This is a genomic window from Enterobacter cloacae complex sp. 342H5 (assembly GCF_050030905.1).
Lineage (GTDB): Bacteria > Pseudomonadota > Gammaproteobacteria > Enterobacterales > Enterobacteriaceae > Enterobacter > Enterobacter intestinihominis.
The window spans coordinates 39597-62810 of record NZ_JBLGVB010000002.1 but is presented as its reverse complement, the minus strand read 5'-3'; the positions used below and the strand labels follow the sequence as shown (position 1 = coordinate 62810).

Annotated in this window: 24 protein-coding genes and 4 pseudogenes; 12 read left to right on the top strand and 16 right to left on the bottom strand. The window is 49.7% G+C overall.

The features are described 5' to 3' along the window. Positions 1-43: 43 nt before the first annotated feature. Complete coding sequence (gene sul1, locus ACQG03_RS22125; protein ID WP_000259031.1) at positions 44-883, bottom strand: sulfonamide-resistant dihydropteroate synthase Sul1; 840 nt, start codon at positions 881-883, stop codon at positions 44-46. Further along, positions 877-1212 (bottom strand): DMT family transporter, encoded by a 336-nt coding sequence (locus tag ACQG03_RS22120; RefSeq protein WP_052238321.1) that lies wholly within the window; start codon positions 1210-1212, stop codon positions 877-879. The genes sul1 (ACQG03_RS22125) and ACQG03_RS22120 overlap by 7 nt, the downstream gene beginning before the upstream one ends. Between ACQG03_RS22120 and hypA the strand changes: the two genes are divergently transcribed. Next, entirely contained in the window at positions 1105-1470 is a 366-nt protein-coding gene (gene hypA, locus ACQG03_RS22115; RefSeq protein WP_025999322.1) for a hydrogenase maturation nickel metallochaperone HypA, read from the top strand. The genes ACQG03_RS22120 and hypA overlap by 108 nt on opposite strands. Before the next feature lie 3 nt (positions 1471-1473). Here the strand turns inward: hypA and ampR are convergent, their stop codons facing one another. The 7 genes and pseudogenes from ampR to dfrA16 all read right to left on the bottom strand — a co-directional run bounded on the left by ampR (position 1474) and on the right by dfrA16 (position 8114). Then, the gene (ampR, locus tag ACQG03_RS22110) at positions 1474-2349 is read right to left on the bottom strand and encodes a LysR family transcriptional regulator AmpR (protein WP_004193231.1); all 876 of its coding nucleotides are present in this window, start codon (positions 2347-2349) and stop codon (positions 1474-1476) included. Positions 2350-2534: 185 nt separating this feature from the next. Then, entirely contained in the window at positions 2535-3191 is a 657-nt protein-coding gene (locus ACQG03_RS22105; protein ID WP_012579084.1) for a quinolone resistance pentapeptide repeat protein QnrA1, read from the bottom strand. Between the two features lie 263 nt (positions 3192-3454). After that, a complete protein-coding gene (locus ACQG03_RS22100) occupies positions 3455-4996 on the bottom strand; it encodes an IS91-like element ISCR1 family transposase (RefSeq protein WP_000050481.1) in 1542 nt (513 codons plus the stop codon). Between the two features lie 404 nt (positions 4997-5400). Continuing rightward, complete coding sequence (gene sul1, locus ACQG03_RS22095) at positions 5401-6240, bottom strand: sulfonamide-resistant dihydropteroate synthase Sul1 (protein ID WP_000259031.1); 840 nt, start codon at positions 6238-6240, stop codon at positions 5401-5403. Beyond that, positions 6234-6581, bottom strand: coding sequence for a quaternary ammonium compound efflux SMR transporter QacE delta 1 (locus ACQG03_RS22090; RefSeq protein WP_000679427.1), 348 nt, complete (start codon positions 6579-6581; stop codon positions 6234-6236). The genes sul1 (ACQG03_RS22095) and ACQG03_RS22090 overlap by 7 nt, the downstream gene beginning before the upstream one ends. 116 nt (positions 6582-6697) lie before the next feature. Next, a pseudogene (locus ACQG03_RS22085) lies at positions 6698-7536 on the bottom strand (AadA family aminoglycoside 3''-O-nucleotidyltransferase). Between the two features lie 104 nt (positions 7537-7640). Then, positions 7641-8114 (bottom strand): trimethoprim-resistant dihydrofolate reductase DfrA16, encoded by a 474-nt coding sequence (gene dfrA16, locus ACQG03_RS22080; RefSeq protein ID WP_032490158.1) that lies wholly within the window; start codon positions 8112-8114, stop codon positions 7641-7643. A 155-nt stretch (positions 8115-8269) separates the two neighbouring features. Here dfrA16 and intI1 point away from each other — a divergent pair. Further along, positions 8270-9067 (top strand): annotated as a pseudogene (gene intI1, locus ACQG03_RS22075) (class 1 integron integrase IntI1); the annotation flags it as partial. 52 nt (positions 9068-9119) lie between these two features. Here intI1 and ACQG03_RS22070 read toward each other — a convergent pair. Both ACQG03_RS22070 and ACQG03_RS22065 read right to left on the bottom strand, forming a co-directional pair. Then, a complete protein-coding gene (locus ACQG03_RS22070) occupies positions 9120-9824 on the bottom strand; it encodes an IS6-like element IS26 family transposase (protein ID WP_001067855.1) in 705 nt (234 codons plus the stop codon). A 176-nt stretch (positions 9825-10000) separates the two neighbouring features. Further along, a pseudogene (locus ACQG03_RS22065) lies at positions 10001-10333 on the bottom strand (CatA-like O-acetyltransferase); the annotation flags it as partial. Between the two features lie 55 nt (positions 10334-10388). Between ACQG03_RS22065 and ACQG03_RS22060 the strand changes: the two are divergent. Next, positions 10389-11086 (top strand): IS1-like element IS1B family transposase gene (locus ACQG03_RS22060; protein ID WP_095033700.1). Its coding sequence is split into 2 segments (ribosomal slippage): positions 10389-10638 and positions 10638-11086, totalling 699 coding nucleotides; the frame shifts between segments, so codons are not numbered across the junction. Between the two features lie 14 nt (positions 11087-11100). On the opposite strand, the pseudogene ACQG03_RS22055 reads toward ACQG03_RS22060, so the two are convergent. Continuing rightward, positions 11101-11202: pseudogene (locus tag ACQG03_RS22055) on the bottom strand (IS5/IS1182 family transposase); the annotation flags it as partial. A gap of 38 nt (positions 11203-11240) precedes the next feature. Between ACQG03_RS22055 and pcoS the strand changes: the two are divergent. After that, the gene (gene pcoS, locus ACQG03_RS22050) at positions 11241-12587 is read left to right on the top strand and encodes a copper resistance membrane spanning protein PcoS (protein WP_004248839.1); all 1347 of its coding nucleotides are present in this window, start codon (positions 11241-11243) and stop codon (positions 12585-12587) included. Between the two features lie 217 nt (positions 12588-12804). Continuing rightward, the gene (locus ACQG03_RS22045) at positions 12805-13239 is read left to right on the top strand and encodes a hypothetical protein (RefSeq protein ID WP_000723070.1); all 435 of its coding nucleotides are present in this window, start codon (positions 12805-12807) and stop codon (positions 13237-13239) included. A 257-nt stretch (positions 13240-13496) separates the two neighbouring features. On the opposite strand, the gene ACQG03_RS22040 is transcribed toward ACQG03_RS22045, so the two are convergent. Next, entirely contained in the window at positions 13497-14612 is a 1116-nt protein-coding gene (locus tag ACQG03_RS22040) for a nickel/cobalt efflux protein RcnA (protein WP_001572377.1), read from the bottom strand. Between the two features lie 122 nt (positions 14613-14734). Between ACQG03_RS22040 and rcnR the strand changes: the two genes are divergently transcribed. The 3 genes from rcnR to ACQG03_RS22025 all read left to right on the top strand — a co-directional run bounded on the left by rcnR (position 14735) and on the right by ACQG03_RS22025 (position 17493). After that, complete coding sequence (rcnR, locus tag ACQG03_RS22035; protein WP_000019951.1) at positions 14735-15007, top strand: Ni(II)/Co(II)-binding transcriptional repressor RcnR; 273 nt, start codon at positions 14735-14737, stop codon at positions 15005-15007. 465 nt (positions 15008-15472) lie between these two features. After that, positions 15473-16291 (top strand): DUF4942 domain-containing protein, encoded by an 819-nt coding sequence (locus ACQG03_RS22030; protein WP_044704764.1) that lies wholly within the window; start codon positions 15473-15475, stop codon positions 16289-16291. Further along, positions 16288-17493 (top strand): hypothetical protein, encoded by a 1206-nt coding sequence (locus tag ACQG03_RS22025; RefSeq protein WP_001572381.1) that lies wholly within the window; start codon positions 16288-16290, stop codon positions 17491-17493. The genes ACQG03_RS22030 and ACQG03_RS22025 overlap by 4 nt, the downstream gene beginning before the upstream one ends. Positions 17494-17772: 279 nt before the next feature. Here ACQG03_RS22025 and ACQG03_RS22020 read toward each other — a convergent pair whose 3' ends face one another. The 3 genes from ACQG03_RS22020 to ACQG03_RS22010 are packed head-to-tail and all read right to left on the bottom strand — an operon-like array spanning position 17773 to position 20770. Then, positions 17773-19092 (bottom strand): DUF1173 family protein, encoded by a 1320-nt coding sequence (locus ACQG03_RS22020; protein ID WP_000078514.1) that lies wholly within the window; start codon positions 19090-19092, stop codon positions 17773-17775. Positions 19093-19114: 22 nt separating this feature from the next. Then, positions 19115-19282, bottom strand: coding sequence for a hypothetical protein (locus ACQG03_RS22015; protein WP_000220758.1), 168 nt, complete (start codon positions 19280-19282; stop codon positions 19115-19117). A 60-nt stretch (positions 19283-19342) separates the two neighbouring features. Continuing rightward, positions 19343-20770, bottom strand: coding sequence for a DNA cytosine methyltransferase (locus ACQG03_RS22010; RefSeq protein WP_000833382.1), 1428 nt, complete (start codon positions 20768-20770; stop codon positions 19343-19345). Between the two features lie 214 nt (positions 20771-20984). Here ACQG03_RS22010 and ACQG03_RS22005 point away from each other — a divergent pair, with 214 nt between their 5' ends. The 4 genes from ACQG03_RS22005 to ACQG03_RS21990 all read left to right on the top strand — a co-directional run bounded on the left by ACQG03_RS22005 (position 20985) and on the right by ACQG03_RS21990 (position 23092). Beyond that, positions 20985-21500: a thermonuclease family protein gene (locus tag ACQG03_RS22005; RefSeq protein WP_031942328.1), complete on the top strand. Its 516-nt coding sequence runs from the start codon at positions 20985-20987 to the stop codon at positions 21498-21500. Positions 21501-21502: 2 nt separating this feature from the next. After that, the gene (locus ACQG03_RS22000; RefSeq protein ID WP_000975181.1) at positions 21503-22399 is read left to right on the top strand and encodes a hypothetical protein; all 897 of its coding nucleotides are present in this window, start codon (positions 21503-21505) and stop codon (positions 22397-22399) included. A 47-nt stretch (positions 22400-22446) separates the two neighbouring features. Beyond that, positions 22447-22761 carry a hypothetical protein gene (locus tag ACQG03_RS21995; protein WP_001005009.1) on the top strand — a complete coding sequence of 105 codons (315 nt, stop codon included), beginning with the start codon at positions 22447-22449 and terminating at the stop codon, positions 22759-22761. Positions 22762-22834: 73 nt separating this feature from the next. Next, a complete protein-coding gene (locus tag ACQG03_RS21990) occupies positions 22835-23092 on the top strand; it encodes a hypothetical protein (protein WP_000637193.1) in 258 nt (85 codons plus the stop codon). Positions 23093-23214 lie beyond the last annotated feature (122 nt).

The following is a 23214-nucleotide window of genomic DNA, read 5'->3' as shown; positions in this document are numbered from 1 at the left end:
GAACCTGACCAGGGTCCGCTAGCGGGCGGCCGGAAGGTGAATGCTAGGCATGATCTAACCCTCGGTCTCTGGCGTCGCGACTGCGAAATTTCGCGAGGGTTTCCGAGAAGGTGATTGCGCTTCGCAGATCTCCAGGCGCGTGGGTGCGGACGTAGTCAGCGCCATTGCCGATCGCGTGAAGTTCCGCCGCAAGGCTCGCTGGACCCAGATCCTTTACAGGAAGGCCAACGGTGGCGCCCAAGAAGGATTTCCGCGACACCGAGACCAATAGCGGAAGCCCCAACGCCGACTTCAGCTTTTGAAGGTTCGACAGCACGTGCAGCGATGTTTCCGGTGCGGGGCTCAAGAAAAATCCCATCCCCGGATCGAGGATGAGCCGGTCGGCAGCGACCCCGCTCCGTCGCAAGGCGGAAACCCGCGCCTCGAAGAACCGCACAATCTCGTCGAGCGCGTCTTCGGGTCGAAGGTGACCGGTGCGGGTGGCGATGCCATCCCGCTGCGCTGAGTGCATAACCACCAGCCTGCAGTCCGCCTCAGCAATATCGGGATAGAGCGCAGGGTCAGGAAATCCTTGGATATCGTTCAGGTAGCCCACGCCGCGCTTGAGCGCATAGCGCTGGGTTTCCGGTTGGAAGCTGTCGATTGAAACACGGTGCATCTGATCGGACAGGGCGTCTAAGAGCGGCGCAATACGTCTGATCTCATCGGCCGGCGATACAGGCCTCGCGTCCGGATGGCTGGCGGCCGGTCCGACATCCACGACGTCTGATCCGACTCGCAGCATTTCGATCGCCGCGGTGACAGCGCCGGCGGGGTCTAGCCGCCGGCTCTCATCGAAGAAGGAGTCCTCGGTGAGATTCAGAATGCCGAACACCGTCACCATGGCGTCGGCCTCCGCAGCGACTTCCACGATGGGGATCGGGCGAGCAAAAAGGCAGCAATTATGAGCCCCATACCTACAAAGCCCCACGCATCAAGCTTTTGCCCATGAAGCAACCAGGCAATGGCTGTAATTATGACGACGCCGAGTCCCGACCAGACTGCATAAGCAACACCGACAGGGATGGATTTCAGAACCAGAGAAAGAAAATAAAATGCGATGCCATAACCGATTATGACAACGGCGGAAGGGGCAAGCTTAGTAAAGCCCTCGGTGCGGCGGACATTATCCGCGAACAGGCTGAACAGCACGGCATTGCGCGGGTAACGGATGTCTGGCTGGAAGTCGGCGCACTGGCGGATGTTGAGGAGAGTGCACTGCATTTCTGTTTTGATATCGCCTGCCGTGATACCGTGGCGCAGGGCTGCACACTGCATATTGATGTTATCCCGGCACAGGCATGGTGCTGGGATTGCAGCCGTGAGGCCGAAATCATGCAGCACGCCGGATGCTGTCCGCACTGCGGCAGTGAACGGCTGCGCATCAGTGAAGGTGATGATTTGCGGGTAAAAAGCCTGGAAGGTGAGTGAGTTTTACGCCGCCGCCGTATTCAGCAGCCAGCGGGCGAATTGCTGCATGGCCGGGGTTTCCGTACGGGACTGTAACCGCGTCAGCCAGTAGCCGCCGAGGGTGATTTCTGCGGCAAACGGCTGTACCAGTGCGCCTGACTGTAACAGGCGGCTGAACATACATACCGGTGCGATCGCTACCCCGGCACCCAGTTGTGCCGCCTCGGCCATGGCCAGTGAGGTATCGAACACCATTACCGGCTGTGACGGGGAAGGCGGTGTGCCGCCCGCACAATCCAGCCAGCGGCTCCATTCATCCCGGCGGAATGAGCGCAGCAGGGTAAAGCGGTGAACATCATCCGGCTGCTGTAACTGTTCTGCAATGGCCGGTGAGCACAGCGGAGCGTGTGGTGCACTGAAAATCAGTTCCGCATCTGACTCATGCCACGCGCCGTTACCGAAACGGATCGTATAATCATGCCCTTCCGCCGCCGGGTCCACATGATTGTTATGGGTGGAGATATGCAGATCAATATGCGGATGGCTGTCATAGAATCCGGCCAGACGCGGCAGCAGCCAGCCTGCGGCAAATGTTCCCACCGCACCGACTTTCACCCGCTCACGGAACTGCCCGTGAGAAAAACACTCCAGAGTATCCGCAATCCGGTCAAACGCCTCATTGAGCACCGGCAGTAATCCCTCACCTTCATGGGTCAGCACCAGCCCGCGCGAGACGCGGGTAAACAGCACACAGCCGAGTTGTTCTTCCAGCGCCCTGACCTGCTGGCTGACGGCGGCATGGGTGACATTCAGCTCAATCGCCGCGCGGGTAAAACTGAGATGACGGGCGGCGGCCTCAAAGGCGCGCAGCGGGTTAAGGGGGAGATAACGTCTGACCATAATCCACCTGTAAGTTTTTCTTTAGGGCAGTTGAGTCTTCATAATGCCTCCTTTGAAGGGAAGGTATAACGTCGGCTGCGGCAGCAGAGAAACGGCATTCCGGCGGTAATACTCTGCTATAGCAGAATCTGCCTTGTTGTAGCGCGGAACTCAAGTGATATTTGCCTCTTGTGTTTGCATTCGAGCTAATCCGGCAGCACTATTACTCCCAAGGGTTCCAGCAGTTGCTCCTGTTGCCAGGCACAGATCTTGACTCCTTCGAGGTTGACCCGTCTGGGGTCGAGCCCATCCAGATCGGCAAAGGTCAGGTCACAGCCCCGCAGATTGACCTGTTGCCAACAGTCGCGGGAGAAGGTGCCGCGGCTGAGATCTGAGCCCATCAAGGAAGCGCCGCTGAGATTGGCATTGCTCCAGTTGTTTTCAAACAGCTCGCATTTTTCCAGGCATTGGCCACTCAAGTTGGTATAGGCCAGGTTGCAACCTGAGATATAAGCCGAGCAGAAGTACATCTTATGGCTGACTTGATTGTAGAAGCGGGCCCGGGAAAAGTTGGCGCCCTTGAGATCGCACTCCCTGAACTCTATGCCAAAGCAGTTGGCACCGCTGAAGTTGGCCAAAGACAGACGGCAGGCCTTGAAACTGGCATCGCGCAGATCGGCATAGCTGAAGTGACACCCTTCAACGGCGCCGCTTTCAATGAAACTGCAATCCTCGAAACTGGCATCCTGCAGCTGACAGTGGCTGAAGTCACACTGATAAAAGCGGCAGCGGCGAAAACGGCTGTCACTCAAATCCTGGCGTGAGAAATCCTCTTGCTGAAAAACTTTATCAATAATATCCATACGGCTTCCTTTAATCAGGGAGGGTGCTAACGGGTATAGGAAGTATAAACCACCTTTTTGCTCCTCATCCGAAGTATCTTACCTGAAATTCCCTCACTCGTTTACCGCTCAAGCCCCAATTTTAACTGCCGGTCCAGCCTAAACCGCTCTAATAAGGTTCGATTTGGCGGTAAAATCTCTAGCCTGATAGCTCGAGAGATACAAACTGCCCCACCGCCCCGTTTAAAAGTTGGCAGTGTTGAGCAGTGTTGGATTTGGGGTCGTCAGTCAAAGAGACGACTCTGTGATGGATCGAACAGGCTGGGAGTCAGTGGCGGCGCTCGTTCTGGTGGCAGCTCACGCTGCTTGGCGGCATTCGCCTTGGCTGTTTTCTGTTTCAGATGCTTGAGAATCTGCTCAATGACCTTCGGATCTTCGATGCTGGCAATCACTTTGACGTGACCGCCGCAGTGTTCGCAGACTTCAATATCAATATTGAAGACTCGCTTGAGGCGTTGCATCCAGGTCATGGCGCGGTGGCGCTCTGCAGGACTCTTGTCACGCCAGTTAGTATCGAGACCTTCCGATTTGTCGGGCTTCTTGCCCCGCTTGGCGGGTGTTACTTGAACTCGGTGTTTGCTGTTCGGTGCAAAGACGCCGTGGAAGCGTGTGAGGTTGACTCGCGGCTTAGGTACCAACGCAGCGAGTTTGGCGATGAAGTCCAGCGGCTCGAAGATCACATGGGTGGTGCCATTGCGGTACGGAGTTTTGAGCTCGTAACGCACCTGCCCATTGGCGGTTAATGCCAGACGTTTTTCTGAAACCGCTGGCCGACTAATGTAGCGACACAAGCGCTCAAGCTTATCCCGCTGATGCGCTTCGGCCATCACACCGGCGTGTAGCGAGAAACCAGCATGGTTGGCTACTCGACTGCTTGAGTCGGCTTTATCCTCACGCCCTGGCAAGGTTTGCAGGGTGAAGACTTTGCGCCCTTGCTGGGGGCCGACGGCAATGCGATACGTAACCGAAGCACCATGTAATTGAGTCAGCGTATCGTCTTCGCCCTCTTCCAGTGTCAACCACGTATTCTCGGCATCACGCTCCAAAATCCCACGCTTTTCCATGCAGCGAGCGATGCGATGGCTGAGGGTGTGAGCGAGCGTATTCAGCTCATCGTAAGTGGGTGCCTTGACACGATGGAAGCGTTGCTTGCCATAGTCATCTTCGGCATAGACACCATCGAGAAACAGCATGTGGTAGTGGACATTGAGATTTAGCGCGGAGCCAAAGCGTTGGATAAGAGTCACTGAGCCAGTTTGTGCAGAGGCTTTGGTGTAACCGGCTTTTTTGATCAGATGAGTTGAGAGTGTACGATAGACGATACTCAAGACCTGGCCCATCAGCTGGGGATGGCGAGCCAGCAAAAAGCGTAGCTGGAAAGGAAAGCTGAGCACCCACTGGCGAATGGGCTCCTTGGGGAAGACTTCGTCTATCAGCAGCGCCGCACTCTCGGCCATCCGGCGGGCACCGCAGCTAGGGCAAAAGCCGCGTCGTTTACAGCTGAAGGCGACCAGACGCTCGTGATGACAATCCTCGCAGCGAACCCGCATGAAACCATACTCCAGACGGCCACATTGGAGGAGGTCGTTGAATTCTTGTTGGATGTAGCGAGGCAGGTGTTGACCTTGGGCTTCGAGTGAGGCTTTGAAGGCTGGGTAGTGCTGCTCAACCAGCTGGTAGAGCAGCGTCTGGTCGGGTTGGTGGCGTTCGTAACCGTTTGTTTGAGTGGGCGATTGACTCGCCGTGGCGTTCCTTGCCAGCGACATGGGTATCCTCCGCTGATACTGTGGTTATGTACAGTATCAGCGGCTTGCGTTCAGACGTCCAGTCTGGCCCTAGACATCGCTAAATGCTTAACCCGCAATAGCCCTCACGAGTTGTTATCAGCCACTACCGGTTGAGCGAGAAGGTTTTGGGTTCAGGGTGCTATTGCTCCACCAATCACAATACTGAAGCCCCAACTGTTATCAGTTGGGGCTTTTTCTTGTCTGTTTGCGGCGGTTGCGTTTTATCGGTAGTCGTCGAGCTCTGCACCATCCCACATAAGAGCTTAACGGTGCGATCTTCAACGCCATCACACAAAACTTTCTTTTTCACGCACAGTCAACTTATTGGATGTTTTATTAACAACCCAAAAGGAGATATTTAGCGGGCGGCCGGAAGGTGAATGCTAGGCATGATCTAACCCTCGGTCTCTGGCGTCGCGACTGCGAAATTTCGCGAGGGTTTCCGAGAAGGTGATTGCGCTTCGCAGATCTCCAGGCGCGTGGGTGCGGACGTAGTCAGCGCCATTGCCGATCGCGTGAAGTTCCGCCGCAAGGCTCGCTGGACCCAGATCCTTTACAGGAAGGCCAACGGTGGCGCCCAAGAAGGATTTCCGCGACACCGAGACCAATAGCGGAAGCCCCAACGCCGACTTCAGCTTTTGAAGGTTCGACAGCACGTGCAGCGATGTTTCCGGTGCGGGGCTCAAGAAAAATCCCATCCCCGGATCGAGGATGAGCCGGTCGGCAGCGACCCCGCTCCGTCGCAAGGCGGAAACCCGCGCCTCGAAGAACCGCACAATCTCGTCGAGCGCGTCTTCGGGTCGAAGGTGACCGGTGCGGGTGGCGATGCCATCCCGCTGCGCTGAGTGCATAACCACCAGCCTGCAGTCCGCCTCAGCAATATCGGGATAGAGCGCAGGGTCAGGAAATCCTTGGATATCGTTCAGGTAGCCCACGCCGCGCTTGAGCGCATAGCGCTGGGTTTCCGGTTGGAAGCTGTCGATTGAAACACGGTGCATCTGATCGGACAGGGCGTCTAAGAGCGGCGCAATACGTCTGATCTCATCGGCCGGCGATACAGGCCTCGCGTCCGGATGGCTGGCGGCCGGTCCGACATCCACGACGTCTGATCCGACTCGCAGCATTTCGATCGCCGCGGTGACAGCGCCGGCGGGGTCTAGCCGCCGGCTCTCATCGAAGAAGGAGTCCTCGGTGAGATTCAGAATGCCGAACACCGTCACCATGGCGTCGGCCTCCGCAGCGACTTCCACGATGGGGATCGGGCGAGCAAAAAGGCAGCAATTATGAGCCCCATACCTACAAAGCCCCACGCATCAAGCTTTTGCCCATGAAGCAACCAGGCAATGGCTGTAATTATGACGACGCCGAGTCCCGACCAGACTGCATAAGCAACACCGACAGGGATGGATTTCAGAACCAGAGAAAGAAAATAAAATGCGATGCCATAACCGATTATGACAACGGCGGAAGGGGCAAGCTTAGTAAAGCCCTCGCTAGATTTTAATGCGGATGTTGCGATTACTTCGCCAACTATTGCGATAACAAGAAAAAGCCAGCCTTTCATGATATATCTCCCAATTTGTGTAGGGCTTATTATGCACGCTTAAAAATAATAAAAGCAGACTTGACCTGATAGTTTGGCTGTGAGCAATTATGTGCTTAGTGCATCTAACGCCGGAGTTAAGCCGCCGCGCGTAGCGCGGTCGGCTTGAACGAATTGTTAGACATCATTTACCAACTGACTTGATGATCTCGCCTTTCACAAAGCGAATAAATTCTTCCAAGTGATCTGCGCGTGAGGCCAAGTGATCTTCTTTTTGTCCCAGATAAGCTTGCTTAGCTTCAAGTAAGACGGGCTGATACTGGGCAGGTAGGCGTTTTATTGCCCAGTCGGCAGCGACATCCTTCGGCGCGATTTTGCCGGTTATTGCGCTGTACCAAATGCGGGACAACGTAAGCACTACATTTCGCTCATCGCCGGCCCAGTCGGGCTGCGAGTTCCATAGCTTCAAGGTTTCCCTCAGCGCCTCGAATAGATCCTGTTCAGGAACCGGGTCAAAGAATTCCTCCGCTGCCGGACCTACCAAGGCAACGCTATGTTCTCTTGCTTTTGTAAGCAGGATAGCTAGATCAATGTCGATCATGGCTGGCTCGAAGATACCCGCAAGAATGTCATTGCGCTGCCATTCTCCAAATTGCAGCTCGCGCTTAGCCGGATAACGCCACGGGATGATGTCGTCATGCACGACAAGGGTGACTTCTATAGCGCGGAGCGTCTCGCTCTCGCCAGGGAAAGCCGAAGCCTCCATAAGGTCATTGAGCAATGCTCGCCGCGTCGTTTCATCAAGCTTTACGGCCACAGTAACCAACAAATCAATATCGCTGTATGGCTTCAGGCCGCCATCCACTGCGGAGCCGTACAAATGCACGGCCAGCAACGTTGATTCCAGATGGCGCTCAATGACGCTTAGCACCTCTGATAGTTGGTTCGAAATTTCGATGGTCACCGCTACCCTCATGATGTCTAACGCCCGCCTCAACTGCCGGAGGTTAATGGCGCCTTTTTTGCAGCTCCACCGCAAAAAAAGGTGACAGTAACCGGAGGTCAGATTGCAGGCGCTTGTTAACTCTTTTGCCAGATTTGATAACAATAGTTAATGTTAGACTCGAAATCTTGCTCAAATACCAACTTGAATGTATCTGGGATTTCAGGAAAAACTATGTCTCCATCTCGCTCGATGTCGACTGTTGAAATATGCAAAGTATCTACTTTGGAAATCAAGCTTTTGTATATTTCACCACCACCAGAAACGATAACATGATCCGTGATTTCCTCTAAATTTATTAAGGCATCCTGAATTGAGGAGAAAACCATTACACCCTCATCATTCGTAGAAAAATTAGAGCGAGTTACAACTGCATACTTTCGATTTGGGAGAGCGCCCATTGACTCAAAAGTTTTGCGTCCAACTAAAAGCCATTGATTATATGTAATTGCCTTAAATAGAAGTTGCTCGCCTTTGGCGCTCCATGGAATATCTGGTCCATTACCGATAATACCGTTCTTCGACTTGGCAGCCATTAGTGATAACTTCACGATTTCTCCCTCGAGTTAACTTTGTTTTAGGGCGACTGCCCTGCTGCGTAACATCGTTGCTGCTCCATAACATCAAACATCGACCCACGGCGTAACGCGCTTGCTGCTTGGATGCCCGAGGCATAGACTGTACAAAAAAACAGTCATAACAAGCCATGAAAACCGCCACTGCGCCGTTACCACCGCTGCGTTCGGTCAAGGTTCTGGACCAGTTGCGTGAGCGCATACGCTACTTGCATTACAGTTTACGAACCGAACAGGCTTATGTCCACTGGGTTCGTGCCTTCATCCGTTTCCACGGTGTGCGTCACCCGGCAACCTTGGGCAGCAGCGAAGTCGAGGCATTTCTGTCCTGGCTGGCGAACGAGCGCAAGGTTTCGGTCTCCACGCATCGTCAGGCATTGGCGGCCTTGCTGTTCTTCTACGGCAAGGTGCTGTGCACGGATCTGCCCTGGCTTCAGGAGATCGGAAGACCTCGGCCGTCGCGGCGCTTGCCGGTGGTGCTGACCCCGGATGAAGTGGTTCGCATCCTCGGTTTTCTGGAAGGCGAGCATCGTTTGTTCGCCCAGCTTCTGTATGGAACGGGCATGCGGATCAGTGAGGGTTTGCAACTGCGGGTCAAGGATCTGGATTTCGATCACGGCACGATCATCGTGCGGGAGGGCAAGGGCTCCAAGGATCGGGCCTTGATGTTACCCGAGAGCTTGGCACCCAGCCTGCGCGAGCAGCTGTCGCGTGCACGGGCATGGTGGCTGAAGGACCAGGCCGAGGGCCGCAGCGGCGTTGCGCTTCCCGACGCCCTTGAGCGGAAGTATCCGCGCGCCGGGCATTCCTGGCCGTGGTTCTGGGTTTTTGCGCAGCACACGCATTCGACCGATCCACGGAGCGGTGTCGTGCGTCGCCATCACATGTATGACCAGACCTTTCAGCGCGCCTTCAAACGTGCCGTAGAAGGCACTGTTGCAAAGTTAGCGATGAGGCAGCCTTTTGTCTTATTCAAAGGCCTTACATTTCAAAAACTCTGCTTACCAGGCGCATTTCGCCCAGGGGATCACCATAATAAAATGCTGAGGCCTGGCCTTTGCGTAGTGCACGCATCACCTCAATACCTTTGATGGTGGCGTAAGCCGTCTTCATGGATTTAAATCCCAGCGTGGCGCCGATTATCCGTTTCAGTTTGCCATGATCGCATTCAATCACGTTGTTCCGGTACTTAATCTGTCGGTGTTCAACGTCAGACGGGCACCGGCCTTCGCGTTTGAGCAGAGCAAGCGCGCGACCATAGGCGGGCGCTTTATCCGTGTTGATGAATCGCGGGATCTGCCACTTCTTCACGTTGTTGAGGATTTTACCCAGAAACCGGTATGCAGCTTTGCTGTTACGACGGGAGGAGAGATAAAAATCGACAGTGCGGCCCCGGCTGTCGACGGCCCGGTACAGATACGCCCAGCGGCCATTGACCTTCACGTAGGTTTCATCCATGTGCCACGGGCAAAGATCGGAAGGGTTACGCCAGTACCAGCGCAGCCGTTTTTCCATTTCAGGCGCATAACGCTGAACCCAGCGGTAAATCGTGGAGTGATCGACATTCACTCCGCGTTCAGCCAGCATCTCCTGCAGCTCACGGTAACTGATGCCGTATTTGCAGTACCAGCGTACGGCCCACAGAATGATGTCACGCTGAAAATGCCGGCCTTTGAATGGGTTCATGTGCAGCTCCATCAGCAAAAGGGGATGATAAGTTTATCACCACCGACTATTTGCAACAGTGCCACCGACGACCGGGTCGAATTTGCTTTCGAATTTCTGCCATTCATCCGCTTATCATCACTTATTCAGGCGTAGCAACCAGGCGTTTAAGGGCACCAATAACTGCCTTAAAAAAATTACGCCCCGCCCTGCCACTCATTGCAGTACTGTTGTAATTCATTAAGCATTCTGCCGACATGGAAGCCATCACAAACGGCATGATGAACCTGAATCGCCAGCGGCATCAGCACCTTGTCGCCTTGCGTATAATATTTGCCCATGGTGAAAACGGGGGCGAAGAAGTTGTCCATATTGGCCACGTTTAAATCAAAACTGGTGAAACTCACCCAGGGATTGGCTGAGACGAAAAACATATTCTCAATAAACCCTTTAGGGAAATAGGCCAGGTTTTCACCGTAACACGCCACATCTTGCGAATATATGTGTAGAAACTGCCGGAAATCGTCGTGGGTGATGCTGCCAACTTACTGATTTAGTGTATGATGGTGTTTTTGAGGTGCTCCAGTGGCTTCTGTTTCTATCAGCTGTCCCTCCTGTTCAGCTACTGACGGGGTGGTGCGTAACGGCAAAAGCACTGCCGGACATCAGCGCTATCTCTGCTCTCACTGCCGTAAAACATGGCAACTGCAGTTCACTTACACCGCTTCTCAACCCGGTACGCACCAGAAAATCATTGATATGGCCATGAATGGCGTTGGATGCCGGGCAACCGCCCGCATTATGGGCGTTGGCCTCAACACGATTTTCCGCCATTTAAAAAACTCAGGCCGCAGTCGGTAACCTCGCGCATACAGCCGGGCAGTGACGTCATCGTCTGCGCGGAAATGGACGAACAGTGGGGATACGTCGGGGCTAAATCGCGCCAGCGCTGGCTGTTTTACGCGTATGACAGGCTCCGGAAGACGGTTGTTGCGCACGTATTCGGTGAACGCACTATGGCGACGCTGGGGCGTCTTATGAGCCTGCTGTCACCCTTTGACGTGGTGATATGGATGACGGATGGCTGGCCGCTGTATGAATCCCGCCTGAAGGGAAAGCTGCACGTAATCAGCAAGCGATATACGCAGCGAATTGAGCGGCATAACCTGAATCTGAGGCAGCACCTGGCACGGCTGGGACGGAAGTCGCTGTCGTTCTCAAAATCGGTGGAGCTGCATGACAAAGTCATCGGGCATTATCTGAACATAAAACACTATCAATAAGTTGGAGTCATTACCATGAGGGCTTTATTGTAGGTGGGCCAGTTGGTGATTTTGAACTTTTGCTTTGCCACGGAACGGTCTGCGTTGTCGGGAAGATGCGTGATCTGATCCTTCAACTCAGCAAAAGTTCGATTTATTCAACAAAGCCGCGGTGATGCTTACGGTATGGTGGTTATCAAGTTTTATCCTGATTAGCACCCTTAATGGCTATTTCGATAATCAGGACCGCGATTTTCTGACAGGTAAACTTCAGCTCACCGAAGAGTTTCTTAAAACAGAGACGTTCCGGAACAAAACGGATATTAAGTCATTATCAGAAAAAATAAACGATGCGATGGTAGGGCACAATGGTTTATTCATTTCTATAAAAAACATGGAAAATGAAAAAATTGTTGAACTCTATGCCAAAAATTCTGTTGTTCCAGCGGTCCTGCTTAATAAGTCGGGTGATATTCTCGACTATATGATCCAGACGGAAGAAAATAACACCGTGTACCGCAGTATCTCGCGGCGGGTTGCCGTGACGCCGGAACAGGGTAAAAGCAAACATGTCATCATTACGGTTGCCACGGATACTGGGTATCACACCCTGTTTATGGATAAGCTCAGTACCTGGCTGTTCTGGTTCAATATCGGTCTGGTCTTTATTTCTGTTTTTCTGGGCTGGCTGACCACACGTATTGGTCTGAAACCGCTACGGGAAATGACCAGTCTGGCTTCCTCCATGACCGTACACAGCCTGGATCAGCGTCTTAATCCCGATTTGGCTCCGCCGGAAATTTCTGAGACCATGCAGGAGTTCAATAACATGTTCGATCGCCTGGAGGGGTCATTCCGGAAACTGTCAGATTTCTCGTCTGACATCGCGCATGAGCTGCGCACAGCGGTCAGTAATCTGATGATGCAGACGCAGTTTGCACTGGCTAAGGAAAGGGATGTTTCGCATTACCGCGAAATCTTATTCGCTTACCTGGAAGAACTGAAAAGGTTGTCACGAATGACCAGTGATATGCTTTTTCTGGCACGTTCAGAGCATGGTCTGCTGCAGCTGGATAAACATGATGTGGATCTGGCCGCCGAACTGAATGAATTACGTGAGCTGTTCGAGCCTCTGGCAGACGAAACAGGAAAGACAATCACCGTTGAAGGAGAGGGCGTTGTTGCCGGAGACAGCGATATGCTGCGACGTGCTTTCAGTAACCTGCTTTCCAATGCAATCAAGTATTCTCCCGATAACACCTGTACAGCGATACACCTTGAGCGTGACAGTGACTGTGTGAACGTGATGATTACGAATACGATGTCCGGCCAGGTTCCCGCTAATCTGGAACGTTTGTTTGATCGGTTCTATCGAGCTGATTCATCAAGGGTCCACAACACGGAAGGCGCGGGGCTGGGATTATCAATTACAAGGTCGATCATTCATGCTCATGGCGGCGAGCTGTCAGCAGAACAGCAGGGGCGGGAAATTGTGTTCAGTGTGCGCCTGTTAATGGATTAATCCCGTTCTTCAGGAGAAACCTGGAAGGTGACAAAATTGTCATCATTCAGTCACGCGATAAACAGAGGCGGTTTTTTATAATCATACATAAATCAGGAGCAGAGTGATAACGCAATCGCCTGGTTCCTGGAGTGATGAATAACCCGCCCTGAGATCAAATGCTTTCTCTGTTATAAGCCGTTGATTGTTTGGGTATGAAAACACCGGAGACCCAACCATGAAAAAGATCCTTGTATCATTTGTTGCCATTATGGCTGTCGCTTCATCCGCCATGGCTGCAGAGACAATGAACATGCATGACCAGGTAAATAATGCCCAGGCACCCGCCCATCAGATGCAGTCAACCTCTGAAAAAAGCGCTGTTCAGGGAGACAGTATGACAATGATGGATATGAGCGGACACGATCAGGCTGCAATGTCCCATGAAATGATGCAAAACGGCAACGCTTCTGCCCACCAGGACATGGCGGAGATGCATAAAAAAATGATGAAAGGCAAACCAGGGGCCACCAACGAATCAGCAACGTCATTTTCAGAAATGAACGAGCATGAAAAAGCCGCTGTTGTGCACGAGAAGGCGAATAATGGTCAGTCTTCCGTTATTCATCAGCAGCAGGCTGAAAAGCATCGCAGCCAGATCACCCAGAATTAACCCGCAGCTCCACTTGTTAGACCCTCATTTGACGCCGAAGTCACTGGCTTACGCTCCCGTCCGGGAGCGTTTTTTTTATTCTTTCATTTATCATTGAGTCTTATGGGAATGGATTTAATCAGTTACTTAATCCCTGCCTCAGCAACAAGTCCCGGAAAGAGCAGCTTTATATTCCGGGTTTTTCTGCTCATAACCTCAACGGTGGCGCTTAGGATGTACTTTGTAAGTACCCAGAGTGTGTGTCATCAGTACCGGTGTTAATGCACCAGCCCATTCCAGCCATGTATACCCATGTAAATCCCAACAGCAGCAATCAGGGCGCTTGAAATATAGGGGGCTCTTCTGGCGATGGTATTGAAGCCACTCCAGCGTTTGGCGACCTGACGAACGCTGATCGCCGCACCCACTCCAACCGTTACGAGGGTCAATGCCAGGCCGATACTGAAACAAACAACCAGTGTGGCACCCAGCGTAAGCGCTTTAAGCTGAAGGCAGATCAACAATACAGTTATAGCTGCCGGGCAAGGGATAAGCCCTCCTGTCAGTCCAAATATCAGGATTTGCCCGTTGGTTACTTCTTTCCCGTCGAAGCGGCGTTTTATGTCATTGGCATGAGCCAGTTCGTGAGCGTCCTGATACTCTTTCGAATTCACATCCAGCCCATCAAGCTCAGAGTGGTCATGGTCATGGTCGTGTTCAGCGAACGCCACATCATAGTCATGGACATGACCACGATGTCCCAGAGACAGACGTACGTTGAAACTGTGAGGCTCAGGGATGGGAGATGTTGACTCCAGATAATCACCATGATCAACAAATTCAAAAGTCTGAGAGATCGTACTGTTTTCCCGAAGTGTGGTTAATGAGATATCTTCAGAAGCCCATCTTTGGCCACTAAGAGTGCGTAGCCGCCAGTGGGGAAGTTGTCCTTCTTCAAAAATGGACAGTTCAACTTTTCCATGGCCAGTATCGATCAACCTTGTTTCGTCATGGTGATGATGTTCATTCTCCTGCATTCCCTCCAGCCAGTTTTTCTCACCGCTCCAGGTTCGCCAGAACATCCAAAAAGCCGTACCAAGGATGATCACTGAAGAGACCATCTGTAGCCAGGGTTCGGCTGATTCTGCGGTAAATTTATTACTGATATACATCCCTCCAAAAGCAATCAGCCATACGACTGCAGTGTGCGACAATGTTGCCGCGACACCCAGCATCACGGCCTGACGTACGGTGCCTTTTATAGCAATGATGAATGCTGCCATCATTGTTTTGGAGTGCCCGGGCTCCAGTCCATGAAGCGCGCCAAGCAGAATGGCGCTGGGGATGAAAAACCATGCGTTGCCTTGCTGAAGAAGTGTCGTAAATTCGTTCATGAGAATCATTCTTGGTTATTAAGTGTAGGCCGGATTCTACTCCCCCCCAGTAAAATATACTACCCCCCAGTAGAATAACGCTGGTATAGTTACATAAAATATCCAGGAGAGTGAGAGCCCACATGTCACATACCATCCGCGATAAACAAAAACTGAAAGCACGTACAAGCAAGATCCAGGGGCAGGTTGCTGCGCTGAAAAAAATGCTTGATGAACCTCACGAATGTGCCGCTGTACTGCAACAAATAGCCGCCATACGTGGTGCCGTGAATGGTTTATTGCGTGAAGTGATTAAAGGACATTTGACTGAACATATTGTTCATGAAAGTGAAGAACAGAAACGAGAAGAAGACCTGGACGTTGTGCTGAAGGTTCTGGATTCTTACATCAAGTGACAGTTTGGCTAAAAGCCCTGAGCATTAATTTATCTAAATAACACGTTATCAAGTGACGGTTTTGGGCTGTTTGTAGCGGCATAGTGAGTTTGTTTAATCAATGAGCTTTAAGATGCCCCCCTTCATGCAAGGCAACGCGTACATTTCTGGTACATCTACTTCCCTTACTTTGCTCAGGGCAACCCACATTGTTAAAGCCTCTACTCGCTGACCATCAAAATCACCCAACGTCAGATAATGGAAAAAAATTTTGGATGACATTTTGAAACGTGTCCTCTGCTGTGAACGTCGAGAGATGCTACGCGAGAAAGGAGATGACCTACTTAGTATCCTGTTAAGTAGGTCTATCTGAAGAAGTAGACAACTTTAAAGTCTTTTTCATGTTAAAGGAGACAACTTTAATGTCTGTGTACACCTACCTTTGCTCAAATCAAAATGTTCTGACATACCAAAATGGAGTGTAAAATGACTCAAAACCAGGGTTCTGAGCCAGTACCGGCGAGCCGGACAGGGCAGCTCATCAGCGCCCGGGATATGGCCATGCAGAAATTCGAAGAAGGGATGCGGTTAATCTCGGAAGCGTCGGAACTGTGCGGTCTCTCTCTCTTCACCAGCAGAATTATGCAGCCCAACGCATTTGGTCTTCCGTCGTCACTGGATCGCACCATCGAGGAGGGGCGTAAGGAAATTGACCGTAAAACGTGGAAAAGGCTCTTTGAAGAAACAGGTATGGACCGGTACTGGAACCATAAGCAAAAAGAAGCCTTTAACGAATCCCTTCGTACGGATCCGCCCGTCGCTTCCCTGGAGATTGTTAAGGGAACATTACAGCATGCACTGGCTAACAGACGAGACACCCTTGCAGAAGGTTTCGTTGATGTTCTCAACAAGCTTGACCGAAGTTTCAAAAGCAATGCCAGGCAATATACAATGCCAAAAAAGCTTGTTCTTCGGGGGATTTTTCCTGGTGTGAACGTGCTGAGGTACAACGGTTTCTCGCAGGACAATCACTTTTGTTTACGCGACTTTGAGAATATTGTATGCATCTGTTCTGATACTCCAACACCTGCAACCGGCGGTGGGCTGAGTATGGTCGACAGGCTGACGGCCATGAGAAATACAGAATTCACAGGCGAGTTCAGTGATGAGAATGGCTGGCGGTGTCGCCTGTTTGAGAATGGAAACGTTCATATTTGCATCGACAGTATCTCGCTTCTGAATGCTCTGAACGATCTTATCAGCATATATTTTGCAAACCAGCTTCCGGCCGCAGGAAAAAAATGATGATTGAAAATGATAAAGAAAAAAGCCTGAACGATGCTACCCCGCCAGAGGTGCAGAATGACATCCGCAGCGAATCCACTGAAAAATCAAAGGAAATGGGTCGTTCAAGGTACTCATCTATCGCGATGATCGATTACTTCAATGCAATCGAACGTCTGTGCAAAGAGAAAGAAATTAACCCGGAAAATATCGATCTGAGCTTCAAAGTTCACTGGCTCAGAAACGCTGTTGGCGGCTCGTTTGCAAGGTCACAGGAGATGTTCGCGGAGTACCAGAAGTATGTTAAAGAGGTTCCTGAAGAGGCCCGTTACCTGGATATACCCGATGAGGTAAAGGTTGCACTCGGCGATATTATCTCGTACATCACCTGGCACTACCGTAGAAGCTATACCGCAATACAGAATGATAGTGTTAAAAAAGCTGAAGCACGTAGCATGCAGCTGGAGGAGGAGGTAACGCAGCTGTTACAGCGGCTTGAGCAAAGCGCTACCGATATGGATGAGCTGAAACTTGAGAATCAGGCACTACAGGGTCGATTAGAGATCCGGGACAGTACCGTCAAGGAGTTAGAAACAAGGCTGAATGTTGCCGAAGCAGAACTCGAAACCTGCCATCACCAGTTAGATAGCACACGGCATGAATTGAGCCTCGCACAGCAGTCAAATGACTCACTCTCCCAGCAACTGGCTGAACGTAAAACAGAGATCGCTGGTCACCTTGAATATCAAAAAAAGCTGAACGAAGAGATCAACACGCAGCGTTCTGATAACGCCGGTCTTTCCAGACAATGCGACCAGTTAAGTCAGACTGTGTCAGATACAAAGGCAGAGAGGGACAGGTTTGAACAGGAATTGATTGCTGCACAGAACCTTTGTACTGAGCTGAAAAGTGCACTGTCCGGGAAAGAGGGTGACCTGGTGGCGGTGAATGCCGAGCTTACTGAACTCCATAAACTAAACGAGTCGCTGAGCGCCGACCTGAATAAAGTAACTTTGGTCAGCCAGGGCTATGAAGCGGAAGTGGCTGAACAAAGCAATGAACTCAAAACGCTCCAGGCCAAAGTAATGAAGCTGGAAGCTACCCTGGAGGCGGAGAAAACAATCTCAGAATCCCTGAAAGGCACCATTGATACATTAACTGGTGCAATGGCAGGGGGAGGTACTGGAAAGTCAAAACAGCCGCGTAGCAGAAAAACATCATGATAAATGAAGCCAGGTTGATACACTTCTCTGCATCCCCTGGCACATAAGAACTTCTGCGGACATTCAGCCCGTCCGCAGGAGTTTTCGTCCTTCAGTCAACAAATGCACTACCTTTTTTGAGTCTCCACTTTCCAGAGCAGAAAACACGTTACCGATTCTACCAACAGCTTGTATCTGAGTGATAACCCCAGTCTTGTAATCATCTAGGATCCCTGACAGGAAAGCGTTCAGTTTTGTCTGTTCGCTTAGCGAAAGCATGTAGGACATTTTTTCTCCATTTTAAGCAGGTGTGTCAGTTGAAAGAGGTTTGCGTGATTCTGGAAAATGAGGCAGCACCATAGTTTCAGATGCTGTGGTCGCATCCCAGTGCCACCATCCATAAGGCCCATATTCACGGTTGTAATAATCTTTTTTGAGTTGCTTTCGGGCCAGATAAGCAGGAGTGGCCATACCAAATACTTCCATCGGGAACGGCTTATCGCTTTTTGTGTCGAGCAGGTAGAAGTCAGGGAACACCTCACTAATACTCGCATCATAACGCATGGGCTTAACGTACTGCCGGTGCTCTGCATCCAGCTTTTCTGCAACAACCGCCTCATAGGAGGAGTCCAGAGGTATCCAGTTCTCGCTAACGTGCATCAGCACAATTTGATGAGCTCTTACAGAAGGGCCTCTGCCGGTTACCGCAGCTGGTGACGTCAACGCAAAGACAACTATTTTCGCCCCGGATTTCCATGCTGCGTACTCCGATGAAAATCGTTTCTTTACGCTATCCCAATGGACTTCTGAATTGAAAAAAATCAGCGGTAGCCCCCCAAAATTCCGCAGGGGTAAAAATTTAAGTGGCTTCTCATGCTTTTCAGCATCGTAGCGAGGTAAAACTGACAGGAGCATGAGACGTTTATCACTCATCGCCTGTGATGAAAGACGCTGAATTTGCGACTGAGCGACAGGTTGTTTCGGGTCAGGTACACCAATGAATAAATGGTCACCTATGCAGGCTCTGCCGGTACGAATTTGTTTAGCGGTTTCAAGCAGACGATACCGTACCAGTGAATCGTTACGTTTCCCTGCCATTTTCGGGTACCAGACATTCAGACCAGACTCTGTCCACAAAAGACTAAGCAAGCCCAGGAGGGTCATTGAGGCCTGACCTCCTTCTGGTCGCTGAACATGGGGCAGGGGAGGCACTTCTGATTTTTCAGGAGGATCTTTCTCTGTCATACCGATACCGAGCCTTACAGCCATATCACCTTCGGTTGTAATCCGGACCACACCACTCGCATATCCTTTCAGGCCGGTATGCCGGGCATCAAGGGAGAAGAATACACAGGAAGGATCATGCTCAATGCCCGTGTTAGCGGCTTTGACGAGAATAAAGGCATCACCGTTCGGTAAAGCACGAACATAAAGTCGCTTTTCTCCTTTTCCACGACATCCGCAGGTGATGACTGATTTTTGACCTGAGGTGTGGTGTGCCTTTTTAAGAGCCGACTGCCACCCTTTAGCAAACTCATCCTGCGTTTGAAAGTCAGGTGAATACCTTTTGACGTTTGGATCGTCGTCGTAAGCAATCATCACTGCGAATTTTTGGCTCATAGTAGTCTCCTAAACAGGAAGTTTAATATCCCAACCAGAGCAACACTTCCTGAGCGTCATACTGTTCCTTTACGCCCATGTCGCTAAAGAATTCTTCGAAATCTGTTTCGGGAACGCAATGCCTGGACAGTTCTTGTAATGCTCGTTCTTTAGATACCGTCTCACCTTCAGCTGATTCGAAATACGTCATGGTTGACCTCTGACATTATTACAACAATCTTAAGCATTTAAATTGATGAAGGAGCTCAGGTCAGCTGACTTCGTCGTAAAACTGCCGCAAGCGCTGGGAGGCTGCAAATTCAATTCGTGACTTCAGCAGTTTGGCGACGGCCGCAAAGACATCAACGACCACGGAGTTCCCAAACTGTCTGTAAGCCTGTGTATTGGACACAGGGATACGGAAAACACTTTCCCCGGGTTTATCGAAGCCCATTAGCCTGCTGCATTCACGTGGCGTTAGCATGCGTGGCCGACGGTCCATGTTGTATGTGTTATGGAAATCAGTTTCTCCCAGTTCATGAGACCAGCCCCGATCAATAAGAATTTCAGATCCGTCTTTCATATAGCGGCTTGAGAGGGTTCTGGTGACACTATTAACATTGGAAGGATCTACTAGTCCAAAACCAAAACCATTGCCTTTTGCCGCATGTTTCTTTGCATAGTTGTATAAGTACTCCCAGAGTTTAGGGGAGAGGATGTATTTACTATCTACGCTCGGATCCAGTAAATCTGAGAGAGAAGGGCGCTTGTCCGGATAAAAGTCTTTAATGTCTCTCAGAGTAAAACCGTCTTTCAGACGTAGGTCGCGGCGAAAACCAATAAGGACGATACGTTCACGGTGCTGGGGTCGGAAATGACGGCCATCGATGACTTTAGGATCATCCGCGCCCGTGCTTTCGCTGTTTGCGACGTCGTAGCCAAGCTCATCGAGCGTTTTCATGATGATGTTAAAGGTATTACCCTTATCGTGACTCTTCAGATTTTTTACGTTTTCCAGAACAAAAATTGCAGGTTGTTTTGCCCGGATGATCCTGGCCACATCAAAGAAGAGCGTACCCTGAGTGTCGCACTCGAAACCGTGTTTGCGACCCATAGAGTTCTTTTTACTGACACCGGCGATGCTGAATGGCTGGCATGGAAATCCCGCAAGAAGAACATCATGATCCGGGATAGAGGCATCGATAAATTTGTATGCCTCGTCATCAGTAACCTCGGGCCGGTTGCTAAGAGTGATGTCACGGATGTCTGAATTGAAGCGGTGCTCGTTCTCATCGCAATACCAGTTCGCCCGGTAAGTACGGCTGGAATAAGTATTCCATTCGCTCGTGAAAAGACATTTACCACCGATGGCATCAAATCCGCTTCGCAGTCCACCTATCCCTGCAAACAGATCGATAAAGCTAAAGTGCCTGTCCTCATAATCAGCAGGTCGTGAAGGTATTAAAGTCTGTAGATAGCGTCCATCTGCGATACTCAGCTCACAATGCTCAGGTATGCATGTAACCTGACGTTTAAGGGATGCACGGGACCAATTACTGCCATTTTCATCATTTAATACCTGAGCCAGATATTTCAGGTCATAAATGGTCGAAGCTGTTAACAAAGTTTTGTGGATCAGAGATGGTGTTTTATCCACATCATTCAGGTCTGTCTCAAGATCATGAGTGTAACGTTTCATCCAAACTCTCTCAGGAATAATATCTTTGAGATAGATTAACACGCTTAATTTGGATTATTTTTTGGTTCAGGTTCTAAATTTATTGTGATTATTCTGCCTTTAAGTTGCAAAAAGATTGGTTTTAAGCCCGCCCATGAAATAATGACTTGTTAAAATACTGCCTGTAAATAGGCTTGTGGATACATGTCTGTACTCAACAAATCAAGGTGAAATGATGTTTTTTTTAACAAAGTTACTTTTGCCCATCATGATTGTTGTATTCCCAGTGGCGTCCTGGGGGAACTCAACAACTTTTGAGGCAAAGGTGGTTAAGATTGTTGACGGTGACACCATAACTGCGTTGGATGCTCAAAACACAACCATCAAAATACGGATGTATGGTATAGACGCTCCTGAATCTAAACAGGCTTTTGGCCAAAAAGCAAAACAGGCCTTAACCACAGCTATAGCAACTAAAATCGTTACCGTGATAGACCATGGTACGGATATCTATGGCCGTATGTTAGGTACCATCTGGTTAGATGGATATGATATCAATGCCTCTATGGTGGACAGTGGATATGCGTGGGTTTATCGGTTCGAAGATAACGCCATTGTCCCTGGCTATATCAAATATGAATCCGCAGCACAAAAGGAGGCAAAAGGGTTATGGGCAGACACCAACCCTGTCCCACCATGGCAGTGGAGACAGGCAAACGAAAAGCCCAGAAAGGTGAAAGGGAAGAAATAACCATGATGAAAGAGCCTCATCCGTTACTTCAGTTGGTACTAAACGATTCCGGTCGTCTAACCATGCCTGTTTATTATAGAGATCAACAGTATTGCCCGACTTGCCTTACAAAGGTGTTGAAGAGTGAGGATGGAAGTTTGGCGCACCTCGGGGAAATAAATCAAAATACATGTAGACCTTCTATTTCAGTAGTTGTGACAAAAGCAATTATTGAAATGTTATGTGACGGGGAAAAAATATTTGTAAATCCAATACGATACCGAGGCCGGGTGCTGGCACCCTCAGTAATTTTTTCTCCCGACACTCACACTTTCAAACCGTTTATAAATACAGACTATCAGCCTGTGGGAGCAAACTGGAAAAGTGAAAAGGGATATAAACTCGGTCTGTTTTATCTCAAAGATCGAGCCAACTCTATCAATAAAGAGGAATTTGATTTCATTGCCGTTATAGACCCTAAGGCAATGCAGAAAGAATTTATTTCGGCCTGGTCTGAGGTTGATGAAAAAAATCCATTGGAAACGCTGAAGCAGATCTTACGATCTAAAAACAACTCTTCTTTATGGGTAAAATGGCCTGGCAAAATTGAGCATGCGCAAAAAGGAAATTGCAACGAAAATTACTGGTTCGATTATCAATCTGATAATCAGGAAGTGAACTGTACGGTCTCTGTTGTAGGTATCGAAGGTAACAGTTCCGGTGAGACAATTTATAGATTGCAAACTTTGCTAAAGCGTAAGCTCAATGAATATCAACTGGTTCGGTCTTTAGGGACTATTATGCTTCTTGATAATACCGGGAATATGATTCCATCAAACCATCCTTATTTTGAAGTCATCTCAAAAGCATGTATAAATGGAGTGCGTGACTTTGTTCGTCAAAACCCGTGGGTAGTCTGACGGTCAACTATAAAGCATAATATAATTAGTAATAACAAGGAACAGACATGAATGAAAACTCAGTAATCTTAATAAGTTTATTTTGGTTTTTTTTTGGATCGAGTGTTGTAGCTGGTTTTATGGATGCATCATTATATTGCTGGATTTTTGCAGCCATAAGCGCATTGTTTCTTCTTTCGGTGATACAAACACCAAAGGAGTTAACGGTATCTATTCTTCTTGCGGTACTTATGGCAAGCTCCGCAGGTGTTTTCATTCTGGCTTATAAAGTCAAAACGAATGTCGTTTCACCAATCTATCTCTTAAAAAAGCCTACTGCATACATGGCTGAAATAGATAACCGAAGGATTCATGGTTACTAAATATTTTGCAATTGCATCATTTGACGGTCCGGGTTTATTTACCCACAGCATCGACTAATTCAAGAGGTTACATATGATAGTTTCAGAAGCAATTTTTTATTCTTCTATTATTTCCTGGGTTCTTTATTGGTGGTTTATTGGAAATATTACTAAAAAGGTAGGGATGCTTGTTGTTCCACTCACGCTTACCTTCGGATGTTACATTTATGCAATTCATTTGGATGATTCCGAACAGCAAACCAATTTACGTTGGGAGCAGATCGGTTTTATTACCTTTATAATTGTGATAATGTGGGCAGGAAAGTTTGTGATGAAAAGACTATCTGAATGATGATCTAATCCACACTTTTCGATATCTTAGAAAAGTAACTTTGTGAGCAAACAGTCATATGACATGCAAAACGCTGATCTCAAAGACAGATGATGGATACACATTTAGCATTTCACCTTACG

What these genes read in the sequence shown, in the direction of transcription:
- sul1 (WP_000259031.1), bottom strand. Translation starts at nt 883, where the DNA reads ATGGTGACGGTGTTCGGCATTCTGAATCTCACCGAGGACTCCTTCTTC.
- ampR (WP_004193231.1), bottom strand. Translation starts at nt 2,349, where the DNA reads ATGGTCAGACGTTATCTCCCCCTTAACCCGCTGCGCGCCTTTGAGGCC.
- ACQG03_RS22105 (WP_012579084.1), bottom strand. Translation starts at nt 3,191, where the DNA reads ATGGATATTATTGATAAAGTTTTTCAGCAAGAGGATTTCTCACGCCAG.
- ACQG03_RS22100 (WP_000050481.1), bottom strand. Translation starts at nt 4,996, where the DNA reads ATGTCGCTGGCAAGGAACGCCACGGCGAGTCAATCGCCCACTCAAACA.
- sul1 (WP_000259031.1), bottom strand. Translation starts at nt 6,240, where the DNA reads ATGGTGACGGTGTTCGGCATTCTGAATCTCACCGAGGACTCCTTCTTC.
- ACQG03_RS22090 (WP_000679427.1), bottom strand. Translation starts at nt 6,581, where the DNA reads ATGAAAGGCTGGCTTTTTCTTGTTATCGCAATAGTTGGCGAAGTAATC.
- ACQG03_RS22070 (WP_001067855.1), bottom strand. Translation starts at nt 9,824, where the DNA reads ATGAACCCATTCAAAGGCCGGCATTTTCAGCGTGACATCATTCTGTGG.
- pcoS (WP_004248839.1), top strand. Translation starts at nt 11,241, where the DNA reads ATGCTTACGGTATGGTGGTTATCAAGTTTTATCCTGATTAGCACCCTT.
- ACQG03_RS22045 (WP_000723070.1), top strand. Translation starts at nt 12,805, where the DNA reads ATGAAAAAGATCCTTGTATCATTTGTTGCCATTATGGCTGTCGCTTCA.
- ACQG03_RS22040 (WP_001572377.1), bottom strand. Translation starts at nt 14,612, where the DNA reads ATGAACGAATTTACGACACTTCTTCAGCAAGGCAACGCATGGTTTTTC.
- rcnR (WP_000019951.1), top strand. Translation starts at nt 14,735, where the DNA reads ATGTCACATACCATCCGCGATAAACAAAAACTGAAAGCACGTACAAGC.
- ACQG03_RS22030 (WP_044704764.1), top strand. Translation starts at nt 15,473, where the DNA reads ATGACTCAAAACCAGGGTTCTGAGCCAGTACCGGCGAGCCGGACAGGG.
- ACQG03_RS22025 (WP_001572381.1), top strand. Translation starts at nt 16,288, where the DNA reads ATGATGATTGAAAATGATAAAGAAAAAAGCCTGAACGATGCTACCCCG.
- ACQG03_RS22020 (WP_000078514.1), bottom strand. Translation starts at nt 19,092, where the DNA reads ATGAGCCAAAAATTCGCAGTGATGATTGCTTACGACGACGATCCAAAC.
- ACQG03_RS22015 (WP_000220758.1), bottom strand. Translation starts at nt 19,282, where the DNA reads ATGACGTATTTCGAATCAGCTGAAGGTGAGACGGTATCTAAAGAACGA.
- ACQG03_RS22010 (WP_000833382.1), bottom strand. Translation starts at nt 20,770, where the DNA reads ATGAAACGTTACACTCATGATCTTGAGACAGACCTGAATGATGTGGAT.
- ACQG03_RS22005 (WP_031942328.1), top strand. Translation starts at nt 20,985, where the DNA reads ATGTTTTTTTTAACAAAGTTACTTTTGCCCATCATGATTGTTGTATTC.
- ACQG03_RS22000 (WP_000975181.1), top strand. Translation starts at nt 21,503, where the DNA reads ATGATGAAAGAGCCTCATCCGTTACTTCAGTTGGTACTAAACGATTCC.
- ACQG03_RS21995 (WP_001005009.1), top strand. Translation starts at nt 22,447, where the DNA reads ATGAATGAAAACTCAGTAATCTTAATAAGTTTATTTTGGTTTTTTTTT.
- ACQG03_RS21990 (WP_000637193.1), top strand. Translation starts at nt 22,835, where the DNA reads ATGATAGTTTCAGAAGCAATTTTTTATTCTTCTATTATTTCCTGGGTT.